Annotated in this window: 6 protein-coding genes; all 6 read left to right on the top strand. The window is 46.3% G+C overall.

All coding sequences use genetic code 11. The features are described from left to right. Positions 1–93: 93 nt before the first annotated feature. Positions 94–3,798 (top strand): putative Ig domain-containing protein, encoded by a 3,705-nt coding sequence (locus tag VL525_RS12495; RefSeq protein WP_325387010.1) that lies wholly within the window; start codon positions 94–96, stop codon positions 3,796–3,798. A gap of 368 nt (positions 3,799–4,166) precedes the next feature. Next, positions 4,167–8,597: a hypothetical protein gene (locus VL525_RS12490; protein WP_325387008.1), complete on the top strand. Its 4,431-nt coding sequence runs from the start codon at positions 4,167–4,169 to the stop codon at positions 8,595–8,597. 422 nt (positions 8,598–9,019) lie between these two features. Then, the gene (locus tag VL525_RS12485; protein WP_325387006.1) at positions 9,020–12,685 is read left to right on the top strand and encodes a T9SS type A sorting domain-containing protein; all 3,666 of its coding nucleotides are present in this window, start codon (positions 9,020–9,022) and stop codon (positions 12,683–12,685) included. Between the two features lie 197 nt (positions 12,686–12,882). Then, positions 12,883–16,545, top strand: a complete 3,663-nt coding sequence (locus VL525_RS12480; RefSeq protein ID WP_325387004.1) for a T9SS type A sorting domain-containing protein — start codon at positions 12,883–12,885, stop codon at positions 16,543–16,545. Between the two features lie 342 nt (positions 16,546–16,887). Next, positions 16,888–17,979 (top strand): T9SS type A sorting domain-containing protein, encoded by a 1,092-nt coding sequence (locus VL525_RS12475; protein ID WP_325387002.1) that lies wholly within the window; start codon positions 16,888–16,890, stop codon positions 17,977–17,979. A gap of 255 nt (positions 17,980–18,234) precedes the next feature. Continuing rightward, entirely contained in the window at positions 18,235–21,612 is a 3,378-nt protein-coding gene (locus VL525_RS12470) for a T9SS type A sorting domain-containing protein (protein ID WP_325387000.1), read from the top strand. The last annotated feature ends 32 nt before the right edge of the window (positions 21,613–21,644 follow it).

The following is a 21,644-nucleotide window of genomic DNA, read 5'->3' as shown; positions in this document are numbered from 1 at the left end:
CGCGTTTAAATAAACGTTTGAACATACATAGCATAGTATTTGCCTGTGACATATCCACTATTGATTATTCACGGGACAAACGAACATTGCTACATGAGAATATCTAAAAAATATTTGCTGTTTCTTTTATTTGCATGCGCTTTATTTTCAGCCGCGATAAACAGCTACGCCCAGGCGCCTAATATCAGTTACACTCCGTCTACAAATGTTTATACTATTAACACCGCTATAACGCCGCTAATTCCCGCCAATTCCGGCGGACCAGTTGCTTCATTTGCCTATGGCGCCGGAGTACAACTTACCGGGGCAACCCTAAGCAATCCTTATGGTATGGGTATCGACCCGTCCGGGAATATTTATGTGGTTAATTACGGCAATAACTCGGTGAGCAAGTATAATTCAGCGGGTACTTACCAGGGAACATTCGGCACCAATGCAAACCTGTCCGAACCGGCGGGTATCACTTTTGATGCATCAGGAAATGGCTATGTATTAAATTATCACCGCACAAATAATGGCTTGGGTAACAACCACGGCAATGCCTATGTGGATAAGTACAATTCGGCCGGCGCGTACCAATCAACCATTATCCAGGGGCTTGGCACCGCGAACGGATTAGCCCAGGATGCATCCAATTACCTATACGTAGCACAAGGCAATTACAATGGCGGAGCAAACACCGTTTCGCAATACAATATTAGCGGGGCGCTTGCTTTTAACATAGCTACAGGGCATACGACAAATCCTGTAGCAGTAGCAGTGGATGGATCATACAACATTTATGTGCTTGACAATAGCGGCCAAAATGTAACCAAATATAATTCAACCGGCGGCTATCTTTCAACGGTGATAACCGGGTTAAGTAACCCCAATGCAATCTATGTGGATGGCGCGGGGGACATATACGTCGGCGATTCGGGCACCCATACCGTAACCGTCTACAATGGGTCTGGTACGCTTTTGACCACCATATCGGGGATAACCGACCCGGAGGGCCTTGTTACCGACAGCAAAGGCAATCTGTATGTGTCCGATTTTACCAGCAACACGGTAACCAGGTATCCACCGGTAGGCGGATATTATCTAAGCGGGATATTGCCTCCGGGTTTAAACTTCAGCAGCGCCACAGGTACATTTTCGGGAACCCCGACAAGTCCGTTTTCCGCCACTACCTATACCATTACAGCTTATAATGCGATTGGCAGTGGTAATACGACAGTGACTCTCTCATGTCCGCCAAACTTATCAGCGCCGTTGATAAGTTATAATCCTTCTATCAACGTTTTTACTATTAACTCTCCTATAACAGCCTTAACGCCAAGCAACACCGGCGGTACACCAACCAGCTATTCCATTAGCCCGGCGACTTTACCTGCAGGCCTACTCTTTAGCAGTTCAACCGGCGTTATAACAGGAACACCAACCGCACAAACCGCAGCAACTATTTTCACTATAACGGCAACAAACGGGTCGGGCAGCAGCAGTGCCAAAGTAAGTATCGCCTGCGTTGTGGATAATTACTGGACGGGAAGCAAAAACAACGACTGGGCCACTAAGCAAAACTGGAGCGCCAACCATGTACCCACTGCTACAGACCTTGCCAGTATCGGCGTTGTGAATTATGCCGGTTCGGAGCCTGCAATATTAGCAAACACCACGGTAGCGGCATACTACGTAACATTCGGAGCTAACTCAGGCACATTAACCGTACAGAACGGCGCAACACTCACCATCAATAATATCCTCACTATCAATAACAACGCTACGCCCAACTTTATAGGCCAGGGAACAGGGGCCATAAACATTGTGCCTGCCGCTGTAGTAAATATCAGCGGGACGGGCGCACTAACTATTACGAATGCGTCCTCGACCGTTAACCTTGTTACGCTACAGTCAAACGCTTCAGGCTCGGCAACTATAAGCCAGATGACATCCGGTTCTATTTCAGGCACTGTAAATGTGCAGCGGTACGTAACAGGAGGGGCCGGGTATCGTGGTTACAGATTGATCTCGTCGCCGGTGAACAGTGGCGTTACGGCTAATGGCAACACCATTTTCAGCATGAATTACCTTGCTGCCGCCATTCCTTCAACAGGTCTTAACGGCATACCGGGCGGATTTACCAAAGCTGGGAACCCTACATTTTACTTGTTTAGGGAAGACAAGGTACCGAACAACTCGTCGTACGTAACCGGAAATTTCAGGGCCATAGCCGATATGAGTGCCGATCCAAATTATACGATAGAGCTTGACGGGTCAGGTTTCAATTTACCGGTTGGCACGGGCATCCTGATGTTCTTCCGTGGCAGCCTGGCGACGGTAAACCCTTTCGTGACCACCACTACACCGGTTGCAGCTACCATTACAGCATCGGGTAAATTAAACCAGGGGGCTATCACGGTAGCCGATTGGTATAATCCGGCACCCAAAACATTGGGCTATACGACTACATCCGGACTTGCTTCTATTGAAGGTTTCAACCTGGTGGGAAATCCATACGCCAGTTCCATTGACTGGAATACCTGGAGCTCCTCCGTTTCGACAGCAGGCATATATGCGCCAAATACAAGCGGGTTTATTTACATGCTTAACCCCACCGGACAGGCAGCCGGCGGGAATTATGGAGTATATAGCCAATCAACTGGTGGGGTAAACAATGCCACAAACATAATTCCGAGCGGCGTTGGATTTTTCGTCCAGGCATCGGGCGCTGGTACCGCGTCGCTCACTTTCAATGAGTCGGCAAAGATAAGCACACAGGTAACAGGGGCTAATTTATTTATGACTACTCAACCGGTAGCGGAAACAGTAAGGCGATCCATACTTATTAAATTAGCTATGGACACGATTAACACTGACGAGACATTACTTAATTTTGATAGTGGTACCAAAACCACATTCGATATCGCAGAAGATGCCAGGTACCAGACAGGCACAGGAAAAGTTCATCTCGCAAGCATGTCGGCTGACCGGGTTGCACTTGCTATCAATCAGCTCCCTTTATCAAGAACCGTCAATATTCCATTGAAGGTCTCGGCAACATCAAATGGTAGTTATACCATAACCGCAAAACGGATCACCGGTGTTCCGGCACTCTACGATATATTCTTGAAAGATGCATTTACAAAAGATTCAATTAATATGCGAACCACGGGAAGCTACAGCTTCGATATAAATACGGCAGATACAAGCACATTTGGGTCGGACCGTTTCGTGCTAACTATGACACAAAACCCTGCGTTAGCGTACAAACTGATAGACTTCACTGCGGGAAAAGGAACAGGCAAACAAGTATTAGTACAATGGTCAACCGCAAATGAAGAAAACTATACCCGTTTCACTGTAGAGCGCAGCACGGACAGGGGAAACCATTTCGACGTCATCGGCGGACTCACCTCAACCGGAGCAGGGGTTTACGCTATCACCGACAATGCTCCGGTAGCCGGCCCGAATCTATACCGGCTTGTGCAGGAAGATATGAATAACGATATCAGCTATTCGAAGACCGCAGAGGTGATGTATTCAAACCAGGCAGGCGGCATGGCCAACGTATTAAGCGCTTACCCGAATCCGGCTAAATCGAACATAAGCCTCATTATCCAGCCTAAAACAGCAACCGATACAGGCTACGAGATCAGCATTACAAGCGGTGCCGGGCAATTGGTTAAGCAAGCCATCACCACACAGCCTTTCTGGCAAGGTGAAGTATCCGGATTACTGCCAGGCACTTATTTCATCAGGGTAATAAGCAAAAAGGATAAAAGCCTTGTCGGAAAGACCCAATTTATTAAGCTTTAAGACATCCAGCTTCAATCAATCGCAGTAAACCCCTGTAATACAAAATCATATATTATTATATATAATTTTAATAAACCCCGTTTGGATAATACCGTTGCAAAAACCCTTTTAAACGCTGATAAAGTGCGTTTTACCATCTTAAAATGTGGGGATTGTTGCCCAAAATGGGGAATAAAAACACGCGAAGAAAAAGCCCGGTTATCCACTTAACAAACAACCTTATCCTGCCTGCAAATATTTTCGCTGATTTTACCATCCGCAACGCTGAAAACGCCCTTTCTGCGGCATAGTTATCCACTAAGTGCACGATTATTGCGACAGGTAGACGCACACTACTCGCCGCGTACAAATCGCGCGGTGAAACCTTTATGAAAATATTGAAAAAACCTTTACTCATCATACCGCTTTTAAGTTTAGTATTTGTCCTGCTTGGGGTGAATACTTTTGCCCAAACTACCTACGATTGGGTGGGCAATGCCTCGAGTGGCAGTAAGAACGATTGGACCAACGCAGGAAACTGGCAGTCGACCACCGGGGGAGTAACTACAAGCCCCGCTACAGATTACCCTGGCCATATAGGTTCTACGGAAGGTGTCGCCGTTTATATTGGGGTTAATATCACCCAGCATGGAAACGGACAACCAATTATCACTGCTGGCACGACTATCAATATTGCATCACTTGATTTCGGCGACAATTTTGTGCCGCAAAGTTCAATTACTGGCAATGCTTCAACGGCATGGTCAATAGTACTTCTCATAAATGGTAATTTAAATATCAGTGGTGCTTTTACACAAAGGGCCTCTAGCAATTATAACCCCGCCAATATTAGCACAACGGGTATTTACGAAAGGCCCGTGTTTAATTATATCAGTACAAATACCGGACAGCCTGGAACGATGACCTGCGGATCGTTTATTATTGGCGATGGGACGCTTCCATCTGTAGATAACATAATTAATACCACCCAAATGAAAATGGGCAATAACGCCACTGGCGGTAGTCTTACCCTCAACGTATTGGGCGACTTTATTCTTTATTCGCCCGCGCGGCTTGATGTGAGTAACAAGGTTGTAGCCGAAAGCCTGGCTGAATTCTCGTTCGCCGCTGGCACGATCAATCTTTATGGGCAGATTAAAATGATAGATGTAAGCAATCCAATTGTCCCCTACAACTATGCAGCTACAAATTACCAACCATTAGCTTTTTTCTCTATAGACGGATTCAGTACAACTACGGACAACCCGGTATTAAATTTATATAACGCAAGCCCCTTAAATATTCAAACGGGCGATAATAATAACAAAGTCGACTTTTATAATGTAAGCAATGGCGCTATAGGCGGCACGTTAACAGTCAATTTCAAAGGCACTGACCCTACGCAAGATATACCGGTCTACTTGGCTGGCAATACCCAGCAGTACAATTTTATTGATCGGTTCTATACATTGACTAACGTAATTGCGACTACCAATAGCTTAGCCGGTGGATCGGGTTATGTTGACGGAATTTACACCAATGTGCCTTTAACGGGCGGTTCTGGTAAGGGCGCTTTAGCTAATATAACTGTTTCCGGAGGCAGTGTTACAGGTTTCACTCTAAACACGAGCGGTTATGGAGGCGGATATGCCGTTGGAAATACTCTTTCGGCAAGTAACGCCAATCTTGGTGGTAGCGGATCCGGATTCAGTGTTAACGTTGCATCCATCACAGGATCTTTTACCTATGGTGGCGTTTACGGCAATATTGTCTTTTCTGGCTCGGGCACGAAAAAAGTCAACGCATCTACTGGCGGCACCTTTAGTGTTATCGGAGATTTTACGATCGCATCGGGGACCGAAACAGTTGACATAACCACCAATAACCCTAACCTTACCATCGGCGGAAACTATTCTTCGGCAAGCGGTACGACCCTTTTTAAAAACAACTCCAATGCTTTAACCATAAATGGCACAACCAGCAACGGCGGGCTTTTCACACACTCGGGTACTGGCGGCGTTACGTTTACAGGGACCTTTACCAATACCAGCACCGGAGTATATAATCAGTCGGGCAGCGGCGCGGTTACCGCTAATAACGTGGTGAGCAATTCCGGTACTTATACACAGTCGGGTTCGGGCACGGCAGCCTTTAATGCCGCCTTCACCAGTACCGGTACGGGTGTTTACAATCATTCGGGTACCGGTACCTTCACAGCGCTGAGTACGACAAACAATGCGGGCACTTTCAACCAATCTGCAACTTCATTGGCTTATTTCCAGGGCGCGGTAACCAATTCAGGTACCGTTAACCTTACAGGCAGCGGTGCCCTAACCAATGCAAATACCACAAGCAATACTGGTCTTTACAACAGCAATGGGGCTGGTTTGCTTACTTTTTCGAGCACGGCAACCAATTCCGGTTCGGGCAGCATCACACAAAACAGCACCGGCACCATCCTATTCTCGGCCGTGTTTAATAACTCAAGCGCAGGGGCCACATTCACCCAAACCAGCAATGGCACCACAACCTTCGCAAGCGATGTGAATAATAGTGGCACTATCACCCATGGTCCCGGCGCTATCAGCGTAGCGGGTACGTATACTAACAATGTCGGCGGCAAGCTTATATTAGGCTCCGGCGATTTTACTTTTACCGGTGACTATACCAATAACGGCACCTTTACTGCAGGCACCGGAAATGCACTATTCAGCAGCGCCAGCACTCAACGGTTAAAGGACGGTTCTGCCAATGGCACTGTATTTAATAAAGTGACCTTTAGCGGCGATGCCAATAAAAATGTACAAAGCGGACATTTCTACGTATCTCCTTCAGGTATAATGACATTATCAGGCACCAGCACTCACGTGGTTTCCAACGCATCGTACAATCTTACACTCATGTCAGATGTAAACGGTTCGGCTACCGTTCCGGCTATCCCCAATAGTTGCTCAGTTGATGGCCCGGTAACCGTACAACGCTATGTGACGGCTTCACGCTCATACCGCCTGGTGTCATCACCGGTGGCCGATACTACTGCTGCGGGTGCTGCTATTACAGATAGTTATGGTAATAAAATATACAGCGTAAACTACCTGCGCACCAATACTTATATTACAGGGTCGGGCGGCGGTGTCGACAAGGTTGGTAACCCCACGCTCTATTTGTACCGTGAAAACCTGGTACCGAGCAACGCTACTTTTACAGGCGGCAACTTCAGGGGCATCAGCGACCTGTCGGCCAGCCCTAACTACACTTTAGATATCGACGGCGGGCCGTTTAATATTCCTATCGGTAACGGCTACCTGTTCTATTTCAGGGGTAGCAGGAAACAGGCCAGCCTGGCAACCCTTACCACAGCAGGAGCGCCTGCAACTACGGACACTTTAAATGCCGTTGGCGCTTTGAACCAGGGTACCGTTAATGTACATTACTGGTATACGCCCGGAAGTGCAGCTTTAATGTATTCGACGGCATCGGGCAATCCAGGTATCGAAGGCTTTAACCTGGTTGGGAACCCATACGCAAGCTCTATCGATTGGGACAAATTCAGCAACAGCAACTCAGCATTCTCAATTTATGGTCCCGGACTATCGCCGATCATAGCCATGCTGAACCCTACCGGGCAAACAGCGAGTGGTAATTACGGCTATTATGATCCTACCATTCCGGCTGGTACAAATAATGCTACCCATATCGTGCCAAGCGGCGTCGGTTTTTTTGTGCAGGCCAGTCCGTCCGGAGCTAATACGCTTAGATTTTCTGAGACGGCCAAGGTAAATACCCAGGTTGTGACACCAAATCTTTTCATGGGTAAGCCGCCGGTAGCAAATCAGCCAACTCCTTATATTCATTTGAAAGTTGCGATAGACTCGGCAAATTCTGACGAAACAATAATTGCTTTTAACGCTGCCAGCAAAACCGGATACGACCTGATGGAAGATGCAAGATATCGTGCAAGTACCGGCAAAGTAATGCTTGCAAGCGTATCCGACGATAATGTTGCACTCGCAATCAATCACCTTCCGCTATCAAAAGGCATTATTCCGCTGAAATTGACAGCAATAACCGGGAATTATACCATCAACGTTAAGCACTTGTCGGGCATTCCTGAAATTTATGCTGTTTGGCTGAAGGATGCCTTCACGAAAGATTCTGTCAACCTGCGTACAACCGCCGCTTACAGTTTTAATGTAAATACAGCTGATACCACCACATTAGGTTCAAAACGTTTTAGTATCGTTATAGGTACAGATCCGGCAAATGCTTATCAATTACTTACCTTTACCGGCAACCAGGTTGGCAACAGCAAACATGTTGAATTGGACTGGACCACGAAGAACGAACAAAACTACACCCACTTTACGGTGGAGCGTAGCAACGATAACGGAAAGACATTTGAAGTTGTTGGCGGAATGCTGTCGACCGGCGCAGGGGCATATAGCCTTACCGACAAAAATGCTATAAACGGTGATAACCTTTACCGCTTGAAACACGAGGATATAACAAATACGATCACTTATTCAAATGTTGTTAATATATCGATAACAGGCGATAAAGGAAATCACGATCATTTAACCTGCTATCCAAACCCCGCTATCAATAATATAAGCATATCTATTCCTGTTAAAACGCAGGGTAAAAACACTTATGACCTACGGATAACCAACAGCGCCGGTATAGTAGTTAAATACGCCGTGCTGACTGACCCAAGCTGGCAGGGGAGCGTAGGACATTTCCTGACCGGCACGTACCTGATCCAGGTTATAGACAAGAAAAACAATAGCGTAGTAGGCCAGACTAAATTCGTAAAATTGTAGAAAGCACATAACTGAATACCAATTGGCCGGCGCAAGAAACTTGCACCGGCCTTTTTGTTGCACTAATAATGAATAGCATTAAACAATACCGGAATATTGGCTAGTCGCGGGGTTTCTAACCTTCGCGGGCGGTTGAAACCGGTACAATTTTTCAACTTTTCCACATCCCGGCTAACCATGCGATTGGTTCGTCATTGATAATGTCGAAGCGTAACACTGATTTATTAGTTAAATATTTAATTTAAATGATAAATATTGAATATTATTTCTTTATGTTTCCTATTGTTTAATTAATGGGAAATAAATTATTGGTAACCAAACACTTATGATTTCGTAAAACGACCTGAACATTTATTGGAGCGAAAAAATATATCTGATTAATTTTATTAGTTTCGGATCCAAATATTTAAAACCGTGCTGTTTTGAGAAGAATATTATTGTATTTGGGCGTTTTATTTATCCCCTTTGTATTTGCAAATTGTGCTTCTGCACAAGCGCCAAACATTTCTTACAGCTCTGCCACCAATGTTTTTACGGTAGGGAGCGCCATATCAACACTAACGCCATCCAATACAGGCGGCGCGGTGCCTGCAAACACCTATTCGACTTTTTCTACCTGGGCGGGAAGCACAACAGGAGCTAGCGGCACTACGAACGGTACAGGAACTGCGGCAAGGTTTAATACGCCGCGCTGGATGACTTTGGACGGATCAGGCAATATGTATATAGCAGATGCCGGAAACAATGAGATACGCAGAGCGGTAACATCGACTGCGGCAGTTGCTTTAGTTGCCGGAAGTACGACTGGAGCAAATGGTACGACAAACGCCACTGGCAGTGCTGCACGTTTTGACGGGCCTTATGCTATTACGTTCGACGGATCAGGCGCTTTATATATTGCCGACTTCAATAATAACGAGATCAGGAAAGTGGTCGTTTCCACTATGGCTGTAAGCTTACTTGCAGGAAGCAACACAGGTGCAACCGGTACTACGAACGGTACAGGAACCACCGCCCGATTCAACCAGCCGGCTGGTATTGCTTACGATGCCGTTAGTAACTGTCTGTATGTTTCAGATTTTGCCAATAACCAGATCAGAAAAGTAACAACAGCGGGAGCGGTGACCTTATTCGCTGGCAGCGCGGCCGGAACCGCTGGTTCTGCAGATGGTACCGGGTCTGCTGCAACTTTTAACGGTCCAAACGGCATCGCTGTAGATCCTTCCGGTAACATTTATGTAGCCGATCAGAACAATAATGAGATCAGGAAGATAACGCCGGCGGGAGTAGTAACAACCTTTGCCGGAAATACCACTGGCGGTTCAGCCGACGGCGTTGGTACGGCAGCGTCCTTCGTTACGCCGAGTGGACTTGACCTGGACATTTCAGGAAATATTTACGTAACCGACCGCGGGAATTACCTGGTCAGGATGATAACTTCCGCAGGGGTGGTAACCACTGTTGCCGGTACCGGAGGCTCCGGGTTTACGAATGGGGTTGGTACGTCAGCTGCGATCAGCGATGCGAGGGGCATTACGGTGGATCAAAGCAGCGGCAATATTTATGTTGCGGATTATAGCAATAATGTTATCCGCAAAATGATAGGCACGGGCTACAGTATTTCACCTGCCTTGCCTGCTGGCTTGAGTTTCAACAATGCTACAGGCGCCATTTCAGGTACCCCCACGGCTATCTCATCGACGACTACTTATACCATAACAGGCTTCAACGTATCCGGCTGTAGCAGCACCACTATAACTATTCAATGTGTCCAAACCAATAACTGGACAGGAGCGAGCAATACTACCGCCTGGGCCACAGCAGGTAATTGGAGCAAAAACTCTGTTCCCGGCCCTAATGACGACGTCCAGATAGGGGTAGTTAATTACACAAGGAACCGGCAACCAGATATCGCCGCGAATTATACGGTTAATTCGATAACCTTTGGCTCGGCGCACACCGTTACATTGACCATAAATTCCGGAAAAATCCTGACGATAAAAACCGGCATTACAGTTAATACAGGGGCTGCCCCGGTGATAACAGGCGGGTCTGCCACATCGGAGGTTGATCTCGCACCCGGATCTATAACAAATATAACCGGTACAGGTACGCTAACGCTTACTTCGCCGTTGGTTTTTACATTACAATCGGACGCGACCGGCGATGCATCGATAGGACAAATAGCGTCCGGCGCCATTACAGGTACAGCTGCCAGTTCGATCAATGTCGAGCGTTTTATTACTGGCGGAAGTTCGACCTACCGCGGTTACCGGCTACTGTCCTCGCCGGTATATAATGGCACGGATACCCATGCCAACAATGTTTATAGTATCAATTATTTAAAAAATTCAATATATCTCACCTCGACATCAACGACAGGGGGATTCGATAATACGTCAGCCGCCAACCCGACAATATATCTTTACAGGGAAAGCCTTACAAACCCATCCAATACGACCTTTACCGGTGGAAATTTTCGCGGGATAAACAATATCAATTCGTCGCCAAGCTATACCGTCGACATCGATGGTTCGGGTTATTATATCCCGCAGGGAAACGGATACCTTTGTTTCTTCAGGGGCGACAGGTCCAGCACTACATTTGCGAATGAAACGGTAACAACGTATGTGCCTCAAAGCGCAACACTAAGTACGAGCGGTACATTGAACCAGGGAAATATTGCTATTAAAGACTGGTTTACCCCAACCAACGCTTACCTGAGCTATACCGCGGCTTCTCCTGTGAAGGGGTATAACCTGGTGGGAAACCCTTATGCCTGCGCTATCGATTGGGACACTTTTCAGACAACTTCGCTGGCCAGCGGGGGTATATATGGCAAAAACATCAGTTCGACTATTTATGTACTTGACCCGGTAAGCCACAATTTTGGCTCCTATATCGCTAACAGCGGTTTGCCTGGTACAAATAATGCGAGCAACGTTATATCAAGCGGGCAGGGCTTTTTTGTTGTAGCCGGAACGGCCACGACGTCGACCCTAACCTTCACCGAATCGGCAAAGACAACGACAGCGATGAACACAGGTTCAAATTTGCTGATGGGTAAGGCGCTTAACACTGCCAACGTACAATATCTAAGGCTGAGAATGGCAAAGGACGCCGTCAACGCTGATGAAACTATAATTCAGTTCAATAGCAATGGCAGCCTGAATTACAATGCAAACCTTGATGCAACCTATAGAGCAGGCTATGGCGCTGTTAGCCTTGCAGGCCTGTCAAGCGATAAGGTTCAGTTATCAGTAAATGTCATCCCATTGCCAAAGCAACAGCCAGAGGTCATTAACCTCGCTGTTAATGCAAACGCTACCGGTATTTACAGTATAACCTTGCGGGACCTGATAGCCGTTCCGAAGTTGTATGAAGTTTGGCTGATGGATAAATACAGGAACGATTCGCTGGATATGCGTCAGAACAAAACCTACCAGTTCCAGATAGTAAAGACAGATTCTGCAAGTTTTGGGTCGAACAGATTTACTTTAGTGATCCGTCAAAACCCGGGCTTTGCTTACAGGTTGCTGGATTTTGCGGCAACGAAACTGCCAGACGTTCGCCAGGCACAAACAACCTGGATAACCGAAAATGAAGAAAATTATACACGTTTTACGGTTGAGCGGAGTATAGACAATGGCAAAACGTTCGATGTACTGGGCGGCGTTGTCGCGGCAGATCAGGGAAAGTACAGCCTGGTGGATAAAAACCCGGCAAACGGACTGAATATGTATCGCCTGAAACAGGAAGATATCAATAACGCTATAACCTATTCAAAAGTAGTAAGCATTGAGTATGCTGACCGTAGCAATAACATCGCTGCCAATTTGCTGAGTATTTATCCAAATCCGGCAAATGATAACCTGAGCCTCACGATGCCAGCTAAGACAACGGCCAATACCTCGTCATACGATATTAAGATCACCAACAGCTCTGGTGTGATTGTCAGGCAGATCAGTTCGTCGCAGGTTACCTGGCAGGGAAGTATAAATGATCTGAAGCCGGGCACCTACTTTGTGCAGGTGGTCGACTCAAAAACCTCGCAATTGGTGGGGCAAAATAAATTCGTGAAGCTGTAAATAATCGTACCGATAAAGACATTCCCCTGCGTCTTCCGTACTTTTTAGTTAGCTAACAGGTTTTTAAAAATAATCAAGATACCCGATATACCTATCGGGTACCAGGGTATTTTGCTACCGCATGTACCTGCATATTTATTTGGCCCCCGGAGCATGTTCGATATATTTCGGGGACCGCACACTTAAATCGTATTACTTTGAAAAGAATATTATTTTATGTGGCCGTTTTAATTACCCCCGCGTTTATAGCGTCAAGAGCTTTGGGCCAGGCTCCGAACATTTCTTACAGTTCATCTGTCAATATTTTTACAGTAGGCAGTTCTATATCGGCCTTAACACCAACCAATACAGGTGGTGCTGTACCGGCAAACACTTACGCAACCGTTAGCACATGGGCAGGGAACACATCAGGTAATTCGGGGAGGACAAATGCCACCGGTAATTCGGCCAGGTTCAACACACCACGATGGATGACGCTCGACGGTTCAGGTAATATGTACGTAGCCGATGCCGGCAACAATGAGATACGGCGGATAGTGGTATCGTCGGCATCAGTAGCATTACTTGCCGGGAGCTCAACCGGCTCCAGCGGAACAACAAACGCGTCGGGCAGTGCAGCACGTTTTAACGGGCCATACGCTATAACTTCCGATGGATCGGGCAATTTGTATGTGGCCGATTTCAATAATAATGAGATCAGGAAAGTGGTCGTATCAACTATGTCCACCACATTATTGGCCGGAAGCACATCGGGCAATACCGGAACTACCAACGGAACAGGCAGCTCGGCACGCTTTAATCAACCGGCCGGTATAATTTACGACCCGGTTAACAACTATATTTATATAGCCGATTTCGGCAATAACCAGGTCAGGAGAATGACCATGGGCGGATCTGTAACTTTGTTTGCCGGCAGCGCGACAGGAGCTTCAGGCTCAGCAGACGGAACAGGCTCGGGGGCAACGTTTAACGGCCCCAACGGCATAGCCGTGGATGCATCAGGCAATGTATACGTAGCTGACCAGAACAATAACGAGATAAGGATGATAACGCCAGCAGGCGTGGTTACTACCATAGCAGGAAGTACGACAGCAGGGTCGGCGGATGGTGTAGGCACGGCAGCATCTTTCAGTACTCCCAGCGGGGTTGACCTTGATGTTTCCGGCAATATATATGTAACAGACCGGGGCAATTACCTGATCAGGATGATAACACCTGCCGGTGTGGTTACTACCGTTGCCGGAACAGGGAGTTCTGCTTTAACAAACGGAGTAGGTACAGCGGCAGCATTCAGTGATATCCGCGGCCTGACAGTTGATCAAACTTCTGGCGATATTTATATCGCCGATTACAGCAATAACGTTATTCGCAGGATGATAGGGACAGGCTACACTATTTCGCCCGCACTGCCCGCAGGTTTAAGCCTTAATAGTGCCACAGGGGTCATTTCTGGGACACCATCAGCCACATCTTCCACAACTACCTATACTATAACCGGGTTTAATGTCTCGGGCTGCAACAGCACCACGATAACTATACAATGTGTGCAAACCAACAACTGGACAGCCGCCAGCAATAGCACCGCATGGAATACAGCAGGCAATTGGAGTACCCATATTGTTCCGGGTGCAAACGATGACGTGCAAATAGGTGTTATCAATTACTCCAAAAACAAACAACCCAAAATATCGTCCGATGTCACTGTCAACTCAATCAAATTCGGTTCGGCCCACTCTGTTACTTTAAGTATTAACTCGGGAAGAACACTTACCATTAGCAGTGGCATTACTGTTAATACTGGTGCCTCCCCTGTCATCAAGGGTAGTTCATCCACTTCACTGGTTAACCTGGCGCCGGGTTCGATGACCAATGTAAACGGGACCGGCACGCTGACGCTGACATCGCCGTTGAGTTTCACACTACAGTCCGATTCCACAGGGGATGCCTCTATAGGGCCCGTTGCATCGGGCGCCATAGCCGGCACTGCCGCAACTTCCATCAATGTCGAGCGTTACCTTAAAGGCGGGAGCTCTGTCTACCGGACCTACCGGCTTTTATCATCCCCGGTATATAATGGTACCGACACACATGGGAATAGCGTTTATAGCATCAATTATTTGAAAAACTCGATGTACCTTACCGCCACTACTACTACAGGCGGATTTGATAACACAACGGCTGCCAACCCTACTTTATATCTTTACAGGGAGAGTTTAACCAATCCGTCCAACTCAACATTTACCGGCGGGAATTTCCGCGGAATAAATAATATTAATTCTGCGCCAAGCTATACAATAGACATTGACGGTTCGGGCTATTATATTCCCCGGGGCAATGGGTACCTTTGTTTTTTCAGGGGCGACAGATCAAGCACCACATTTGCCAATGAGACCGTTACCAACTACATACCGCAAAGTGTGACGCTAAGCACCAGCGGCACTTTAAACCAGGGGAATATTGCTGTTAAAGACTGGTTTACCCCGACAAATACTTACCTGAGCTATACTTCCGCCTCACCGGTAAAGGGATACAACCTTGTGGGTAACCCTTATGCCTGCGCTATCGATTGGGACACGTTTCAAACCACTTCGCTGGCCAGCGGCGGGATATATGGCCAGAATATAAGTTCGACCCTGTACGTGCTGGACCCAGTAACCCACAATTTTGGATCCTACATTGCCAACAGCGGGTTGCCGGGGACTAATCATGCCAGCCATATTATTTCAAGCGGCCAGGCTTTTTTTGTAGTTGCCGGCACAGCAACTACATCGACGCTGACATTCACAGAATCTGCAAAAACTACGACAATGAATACCGGCTCGAACCTGCTGATGGGTAAACCACTGAACACAGCCAATGTGCAATACTTAAGGCTGAGGATGAGCAAAGACGCTGTCAACTCTGACGAGACCATCGTACAATTTAGCAGCAAAGGCAGTCTCAGCTATAATGCAAATCTGGACGCCGCTTACAGGCAGGGGTTTGGTTCTGTTAGTCTCTCGGGCATGTCAAAAGACAAAATTGCACTCGCAATAAACGTTATCCCGCTGCCAAAGCAGCAAGCCGAAATAATACCACTAAACGTAAATGCAAACACTACGGGCATTTACAGTATAACATTACGCGACCTGGTTGCTGTTCCAAAGCTTTATGAGATATGGCTGATGGATAAATACCGGAGCGATTCATTGGATATGCGGCAGAATAAGACCTACCTGTTCCAGATTGACAAAACTGACACCGCCAGCTACGGGTCTAACCGGTTTGCTTTAATTGTGCGTCAAAGTTCCGACTATGCCTACCGGCTATTGGATTTTGCGGCTAGCAAAATATTCGGGATTAAACAAGTACAAGCTACCTGGACAACTGAAAATGAAGGGAACTACACGCGCTTTACCGTTGAGCGGAGCACCGACAATGGTAAAACGTTTGAAGCATTAGGAGGCGTGTCGGCAGCTGGTCAGGGCCAATACAGCTTCGTTGATAAAAGTCCCGTCAATGGTTTGAATATGTATCGTTTGAAACAGGAAGACATTAACAATACCATGTTTTATTCAGAGATAGTTACCGTTGGATACTCTGACCGTAGTAATGATATAGCAGGGAACCTTTTGACCATCTACCCTAATCCTGCCATCAACAAACTAAATCTTACCATCGCGCCAAAAGTTGCCTTGAACGCTCCCTTTTACAATATAAAGATCATGAATAGTTCTGGGGTGATCGTCAAACAGGCCAATTCATCGCAGGCTAACTGGCAAGGGCGTATCGGCGATTTGAAACCGGGCACCTATTTTGTGCAGGTGCTGGATGCTAAAACCTCGCGGTTAGTAGGGCAAAATAAGTTTATCAAGCTATAAATTGCCGGATATTTCCCTATAATTTCAAAAAAACATTCTCATATCTTCACTATAGGCCCGTTTAATTAACGGGCCTATTTTGTTATGTATTAGCTTATTATATATTTCGTATTGATTAATATATAAATTATATAATATTTTGCATATCAATAAGTTATTGTATTTTTTAGTAAAATTTACATAAAATATTTGCATAAATTACTTATAAATTAACGTATATTGCTTTATATTTCTACTGCTATCCACTGCGGCAGAAATATTACGACCCTAAAAACAGCCATTGTCATGAGACCCTATTGGAAAGCTCTATTGCTCTTCTGTATAGTACAGTTTGCAATAAATATGAAATCCAATGCCGCTTACGTTCCGAAGAGGACAATTTCGAATACATCGCGATCATCGTCAAGCAATGTCGAAGCGAAGTCAAACAAAAACGCTCAATACCTACGTTTGAAGCTTGTAAAAGATGCGGCCAGTTCCGAAGACATTATAATTCAGTTCAAGCCGACGGCAAGCGAGAAGTATGTTTTTAACGAAGATGCTGCATACCTGCAGGGCTTTGGTAACGTAAATCTATGCAGCCTTTCATCTGATAATATTGGACTTGCTATTAACGTTCTCCCCCTGCCGGGTAAAGCACCTGATGCGATAAAACTGGACGTACAGGCGACAAGTAGTAGCATGCTACAGTTGAACCTTGTTGAGATAAACGCCATCCCAATACTTTATGATGTATGGCTTATGGACAAATTTGCTAACGACTCCCTCGATATGCGTCAAAACAAGTCGTACTCTTTTAAACTGGATAAGACCGATACCGCAAGTTTTGGGGCAAACCGCTTCACGCTTGTTATCCGTCAAAACCCGGCATACGCTTATCGGTTAATAAATTTTGATGCGGTCAAGATACGAGGCGGGCATTCGTTTGTACGGTGGGCCACAAATTACGAAGGCGATTACACTCATTTTGTTGTGGAAAGAAGCAATGACGATGGCTTAACTTTCAACATTATAGGCAATGTACTGCCGACGGGCACCGGCACTTATAGTTTTACCGACAATAACCCATTAAAAGGACTGAATATTTATCGCCTTGAACAGGAGGATGTCAATAAGACCACCACCTATTCAAATATTGCGGACGTGCTATTCGATGGCCAAAACAAAACAGCGGCTGACAACAGTCTATCTATCTATCCCAACCCGGCTATCAATATGATAAACGTGGTAATAAATCCCAATGTAAATGAGGAAACATCATTTGTGATAAATGTAATGGACGGAGCGGGGAAGGTGGTTCAAAATGGTAGCACGACGGGGCAGACTTCATGGCAGGGAAGTATTACAACCCTGCAGCCCGGGACATATTTTGTGCGGGTATCTGGTGCAAAAACGCAAAGCCTGGTTGGTAAAACCAGGTTCGTAAAATTATGACCCAAGGGAGGGAAATGACTTTTTTTAGCAATTGAACCTGAAAATGAAGTCAGAGGGTTAAAAATCGGCGTTTTATTGCTGTTTTTTTAATTTTTTATAAATCACTGTATATCAGCGGCAGACGGAAATTCATCTAACGCAACTTCCTCAAAATGTGGCCGAAACGACTAAACCTATTTGAAGAAGTACCGTACAAAACGTGCAATAAAGTGCCGATTCTCCATATTGAAAACGTTTTTGTGCAAGACCGCCCTCATGAACTTCATACTGCTTATAATAGCAGTAAAGGGCTTCGCTGCTACTTATGATTGGGTAGGCACCACGGCGACAAGCGGGGTCTACAACTGGAACAACAAATTGAACTGGCAGGTTGGCGGCGTTGCAGCCACAACCACTCCCGGCGCTGCAGACATTGTACAGATAGCTGTAAACGCTTATACCAATGCACCAACTATAACCGACGCGCAATCATGCGCCTCGATAATATTCGGCACATACGATAATTTTACCCTCACGGTGAATGGAACATTGACGGTGAGTGGGGGTATCACTCAAAATAACGATCCTAATTTTTACCAGACAACCATACTGGCCGGAACCGGAACCATTACCTGCGGCAGCTTTACCATTGGCGACCTGACTACTCCCGGCAGTGGAACAGGCGTAGTGAATAACGTAAGCGTACAGGTAAATCAAATGAATGTGACGGGTAATATCACACTCCGGGCTACAGGCAATAGTTCCGGGAACGGCATTGTTTATCCGTATTTTTCACTTGACGCAAATAACCTGAAACTTACCGGGCAAATAGTTACTGTATCGTATAACAACCCGCTATCCGGCGGAACGGGGGACCCGGGTTTCCCTGGCCTGGGGCTGTTCCAGATGGATACCGGCACCTCTCCTACCGCACTTGAATTATTAAATATTAACCCAATATCGACACCGATCACAAACGGTTTTACCATCGACTTTACCAATAACGGTTCTGGTACCGGCACTGTATTGTACGATGCAACGTCGGGCTCACAAGCTATTTATACAACTGGAACATCAGGTCTTGGTATCAATAATTATAATTACGACTGTTTGACGTTTGGAGGCGCAAGCTCCAAAGTGGTAGCCAATAGTACACTCACTATCGGTGGCAACTGGACCAGCGGCGGAACCGGTGCTGTCAACCTCAACACTAACAACCCTGCCATCACGGTAACAGGTAATTGGGTTAACTCGGTAAATGTCACGCAGGGCTCGGGCAACATCACGGTAACCGGCATCCTGCAAAACAACGGCAATACGATTACGTTAGGATCTGGAACATTGACGGTAACTAACACCATGCAAATAAATACCGGCACGGTAGCTACAGGATCGGGAACGGTTACGGTAACAGGTGTATATCAAAACAATAGTGGTACGTTAACCTGTGGGTCGGGTAGCGTCATATTTAAAGGCACATATCAAAACAATGGCACATTTACGGCAGGCGCCGGTACGGTCTATTTTTCGGGGACGTCACAGAGCCTTACAGATAATAGTGCAACCGGAACTATATTCAAAAACGTAACCTTTAATTGCACCGGAACCGCTACAATGGGAGCAGGTACAGGCAACTTTTCAGTAGCCAGCACTGGTGTGCTAACCCTGGTAAGCCCGGCTAAACTGGTTGCCGGTTCGGCTGCAGCGGCATATTTAACACTTAAGTCTGACGCAACCGGGTCAGCTACAGTCGCCGCGCTAACGGGCACATCTACAATCACTGGATTTGTAAATGTTCAGCGATATGTGACGGGGGGTAGCGCAACTTACCGTGGGTATCGCTTATTGTCATCGCCGGTGTATGTAAGTACTGTAAGCGGGAATAATGTTTATAGCCTTAATTACCTGAAAAACTCCTGTTATTTAACCGGCTCGGGCGGCACAGGCGGCAGTTTTGACAAAACAGGCAACCCAACTCTGTACTTATACCGCGAAAATTTGGCGCCTGGCAACAACAGCTTTACAGCGGGGAATTTCAGAGGCATTGCAAATCTTGCTTCATCGCCCGGCTATACACTTGATAATGAAGTCGGGACTTTTAATATCCCGGTCGGTAATGGCTTTTTGTTCTTCTTCCGTGGTAACAGGAGCACTTCGCTTGCAAGTAAAACTACTTCGCCATACCCAACCCCTGAAAATACTACGCTGACAGCCACGGGTACACTCGCCCAGGGCCAGGTGGTAGTACACGAGTGGTACACCCCAGCGTTAGCCACCATAGGGTATACAACTACGGCCGGGAATTCAACCGTGCGTGGGTTTAACCTGGTGGGCAATCCCTATGCGAGCTCTGTTAATTGGGACCTGTTCAACACCACTACCACTACATCGGGTATTTATGGTTCAAGTGTTGGAACGACAATGTATGTACTAGATCCTGTAAGCCACAATTTTGGGGCATACACCAAAGGTTCGGGCGGCATCGGGACACATAACGCAAGCAATGTAATACCCAGCGGGCAAGGCTTTTTTGTAGTAGCTACTGCGGCCACCGGAAAACTTATCTTTAACGAATCTGCAAAAGTCGCCACACAGGTTACCGGCCTCAACCTGCTTATGGGTAAGCCGGTAAATGAATATGCTAACCTGCAATACCTGCACCTGGTAATGATAAAAGACTCGGTAAATACTGATGATATTATCATCCATCTGAAGGAGGGGGCTATGACTACTTACGACGCTGAAAATGAGGCGCTGTACAGATCAGGACAAGGTGTGGTTAGCCTGTCAAGCATGTCGAGCGACAATTATGCGCTCGCAATAAATGTGCAACCATTCCCTAAGGAGACATTAGCTATTCCGCTCTCCGCATCAGCCTCGTCAAGCGGGTATTATCATTTTAATCTAAAAAATATAGTAGGTATACCCAGGCTGTACAACATTTCGCTGGTTGATCATCTTACGAAAGATTCAGTAGACCTGCGCGAAAGCTCAACATACGATTTCGCCATTGATAAGGCTGATTCCAATAGCTTCGGGCCAAATAGGTTTAAGCTGGTTATCAGCCAAAACAAAGGCTACGCATACCATTTGGTAAAGTTTACAGCCACAAAAAACTCAGAGGAGATCAGCAGGCAGGTTAACCTATCCTGGCAAGCTAAAAACGAAGAAAACTACACCCGATTTACAGTGGAACGCAGCATCGACAATGGCGCCACTTTTGAAGTGTTGGCATGGAAAACATCTAACGGGCATGGAAATTACGCATCGATTGATAAAAGCCCCCAATTCGGGCGCAATGTTTACCGGCTGAAAACAGAAGACGTCAATGGTGCTATTACTTATTCAGCTTTAGCTACGATAGAATATTCGACTCAGAGCAATACGCTCACCAACAGCAATATTAATATTTATCCAAATCCGGCAAAGGGAACTATTAATCTTACTATAACCGAACAGGCTGGCATTATTAACAAAGGCAACTATAAAATTAAAATAAGCAATAGCACGGGGCTGCTGGTGAGAAACATCAATCTATCGCAAACTAACTGGCAGGGCAGCGTAAACGACCTTACCACAGGCACCTATGTGGTACAGGTTTGGAACACGAAAGATCAAACGCTGGTGGGCCAAACCAAGTTCGTAAAACTATAACGGCGTTAAGTATTCTGATCTAAAAAAAATCC

The sequence above is a fragment of the Mucilaginibacter sp. genome, from assembly GCF_035492695.1.
GTDB lineage: Bacteria > Bacteroidota > Bacteroidia > Sphingobacteriales > Sphingobacteriaceae > Mucilaginibacter.
This window is presented reverse-complemented; position numbering and strand designations above follow the sequence as displayed.

Bases quoted from the DNA above. Each gene is read 5' to 3' on its own strand.
- VL525_RS12475 (WP_325387002.1), top strand. From the start codon at position 16,888: ATGAAATCCAATGCCGCTTACGTTCCGAAGAGGACAATTTCGAATACA.
- VL525_RS12490 (WP_325387008.1), top strand. From the start codon at position 4,167: ATGAAAATATTGAAAAAACCTTTACTCATCATACCGCTTTTAAGTTTA.
- VL525_RS12470 (WP_325387000.1), top strand. From the start codon at position 18,235: ATGAACTTCATACTGCTTATAATAGCAGTAAAGGGCTTCGCTGCTACT.
- VL525_RS12495 (WP_325387010.1), top strand. From the start codon at position 94: ATGAGAATATCTAAAAAATATTTGCTGTTTCTTTTATTTGCATGCGCT.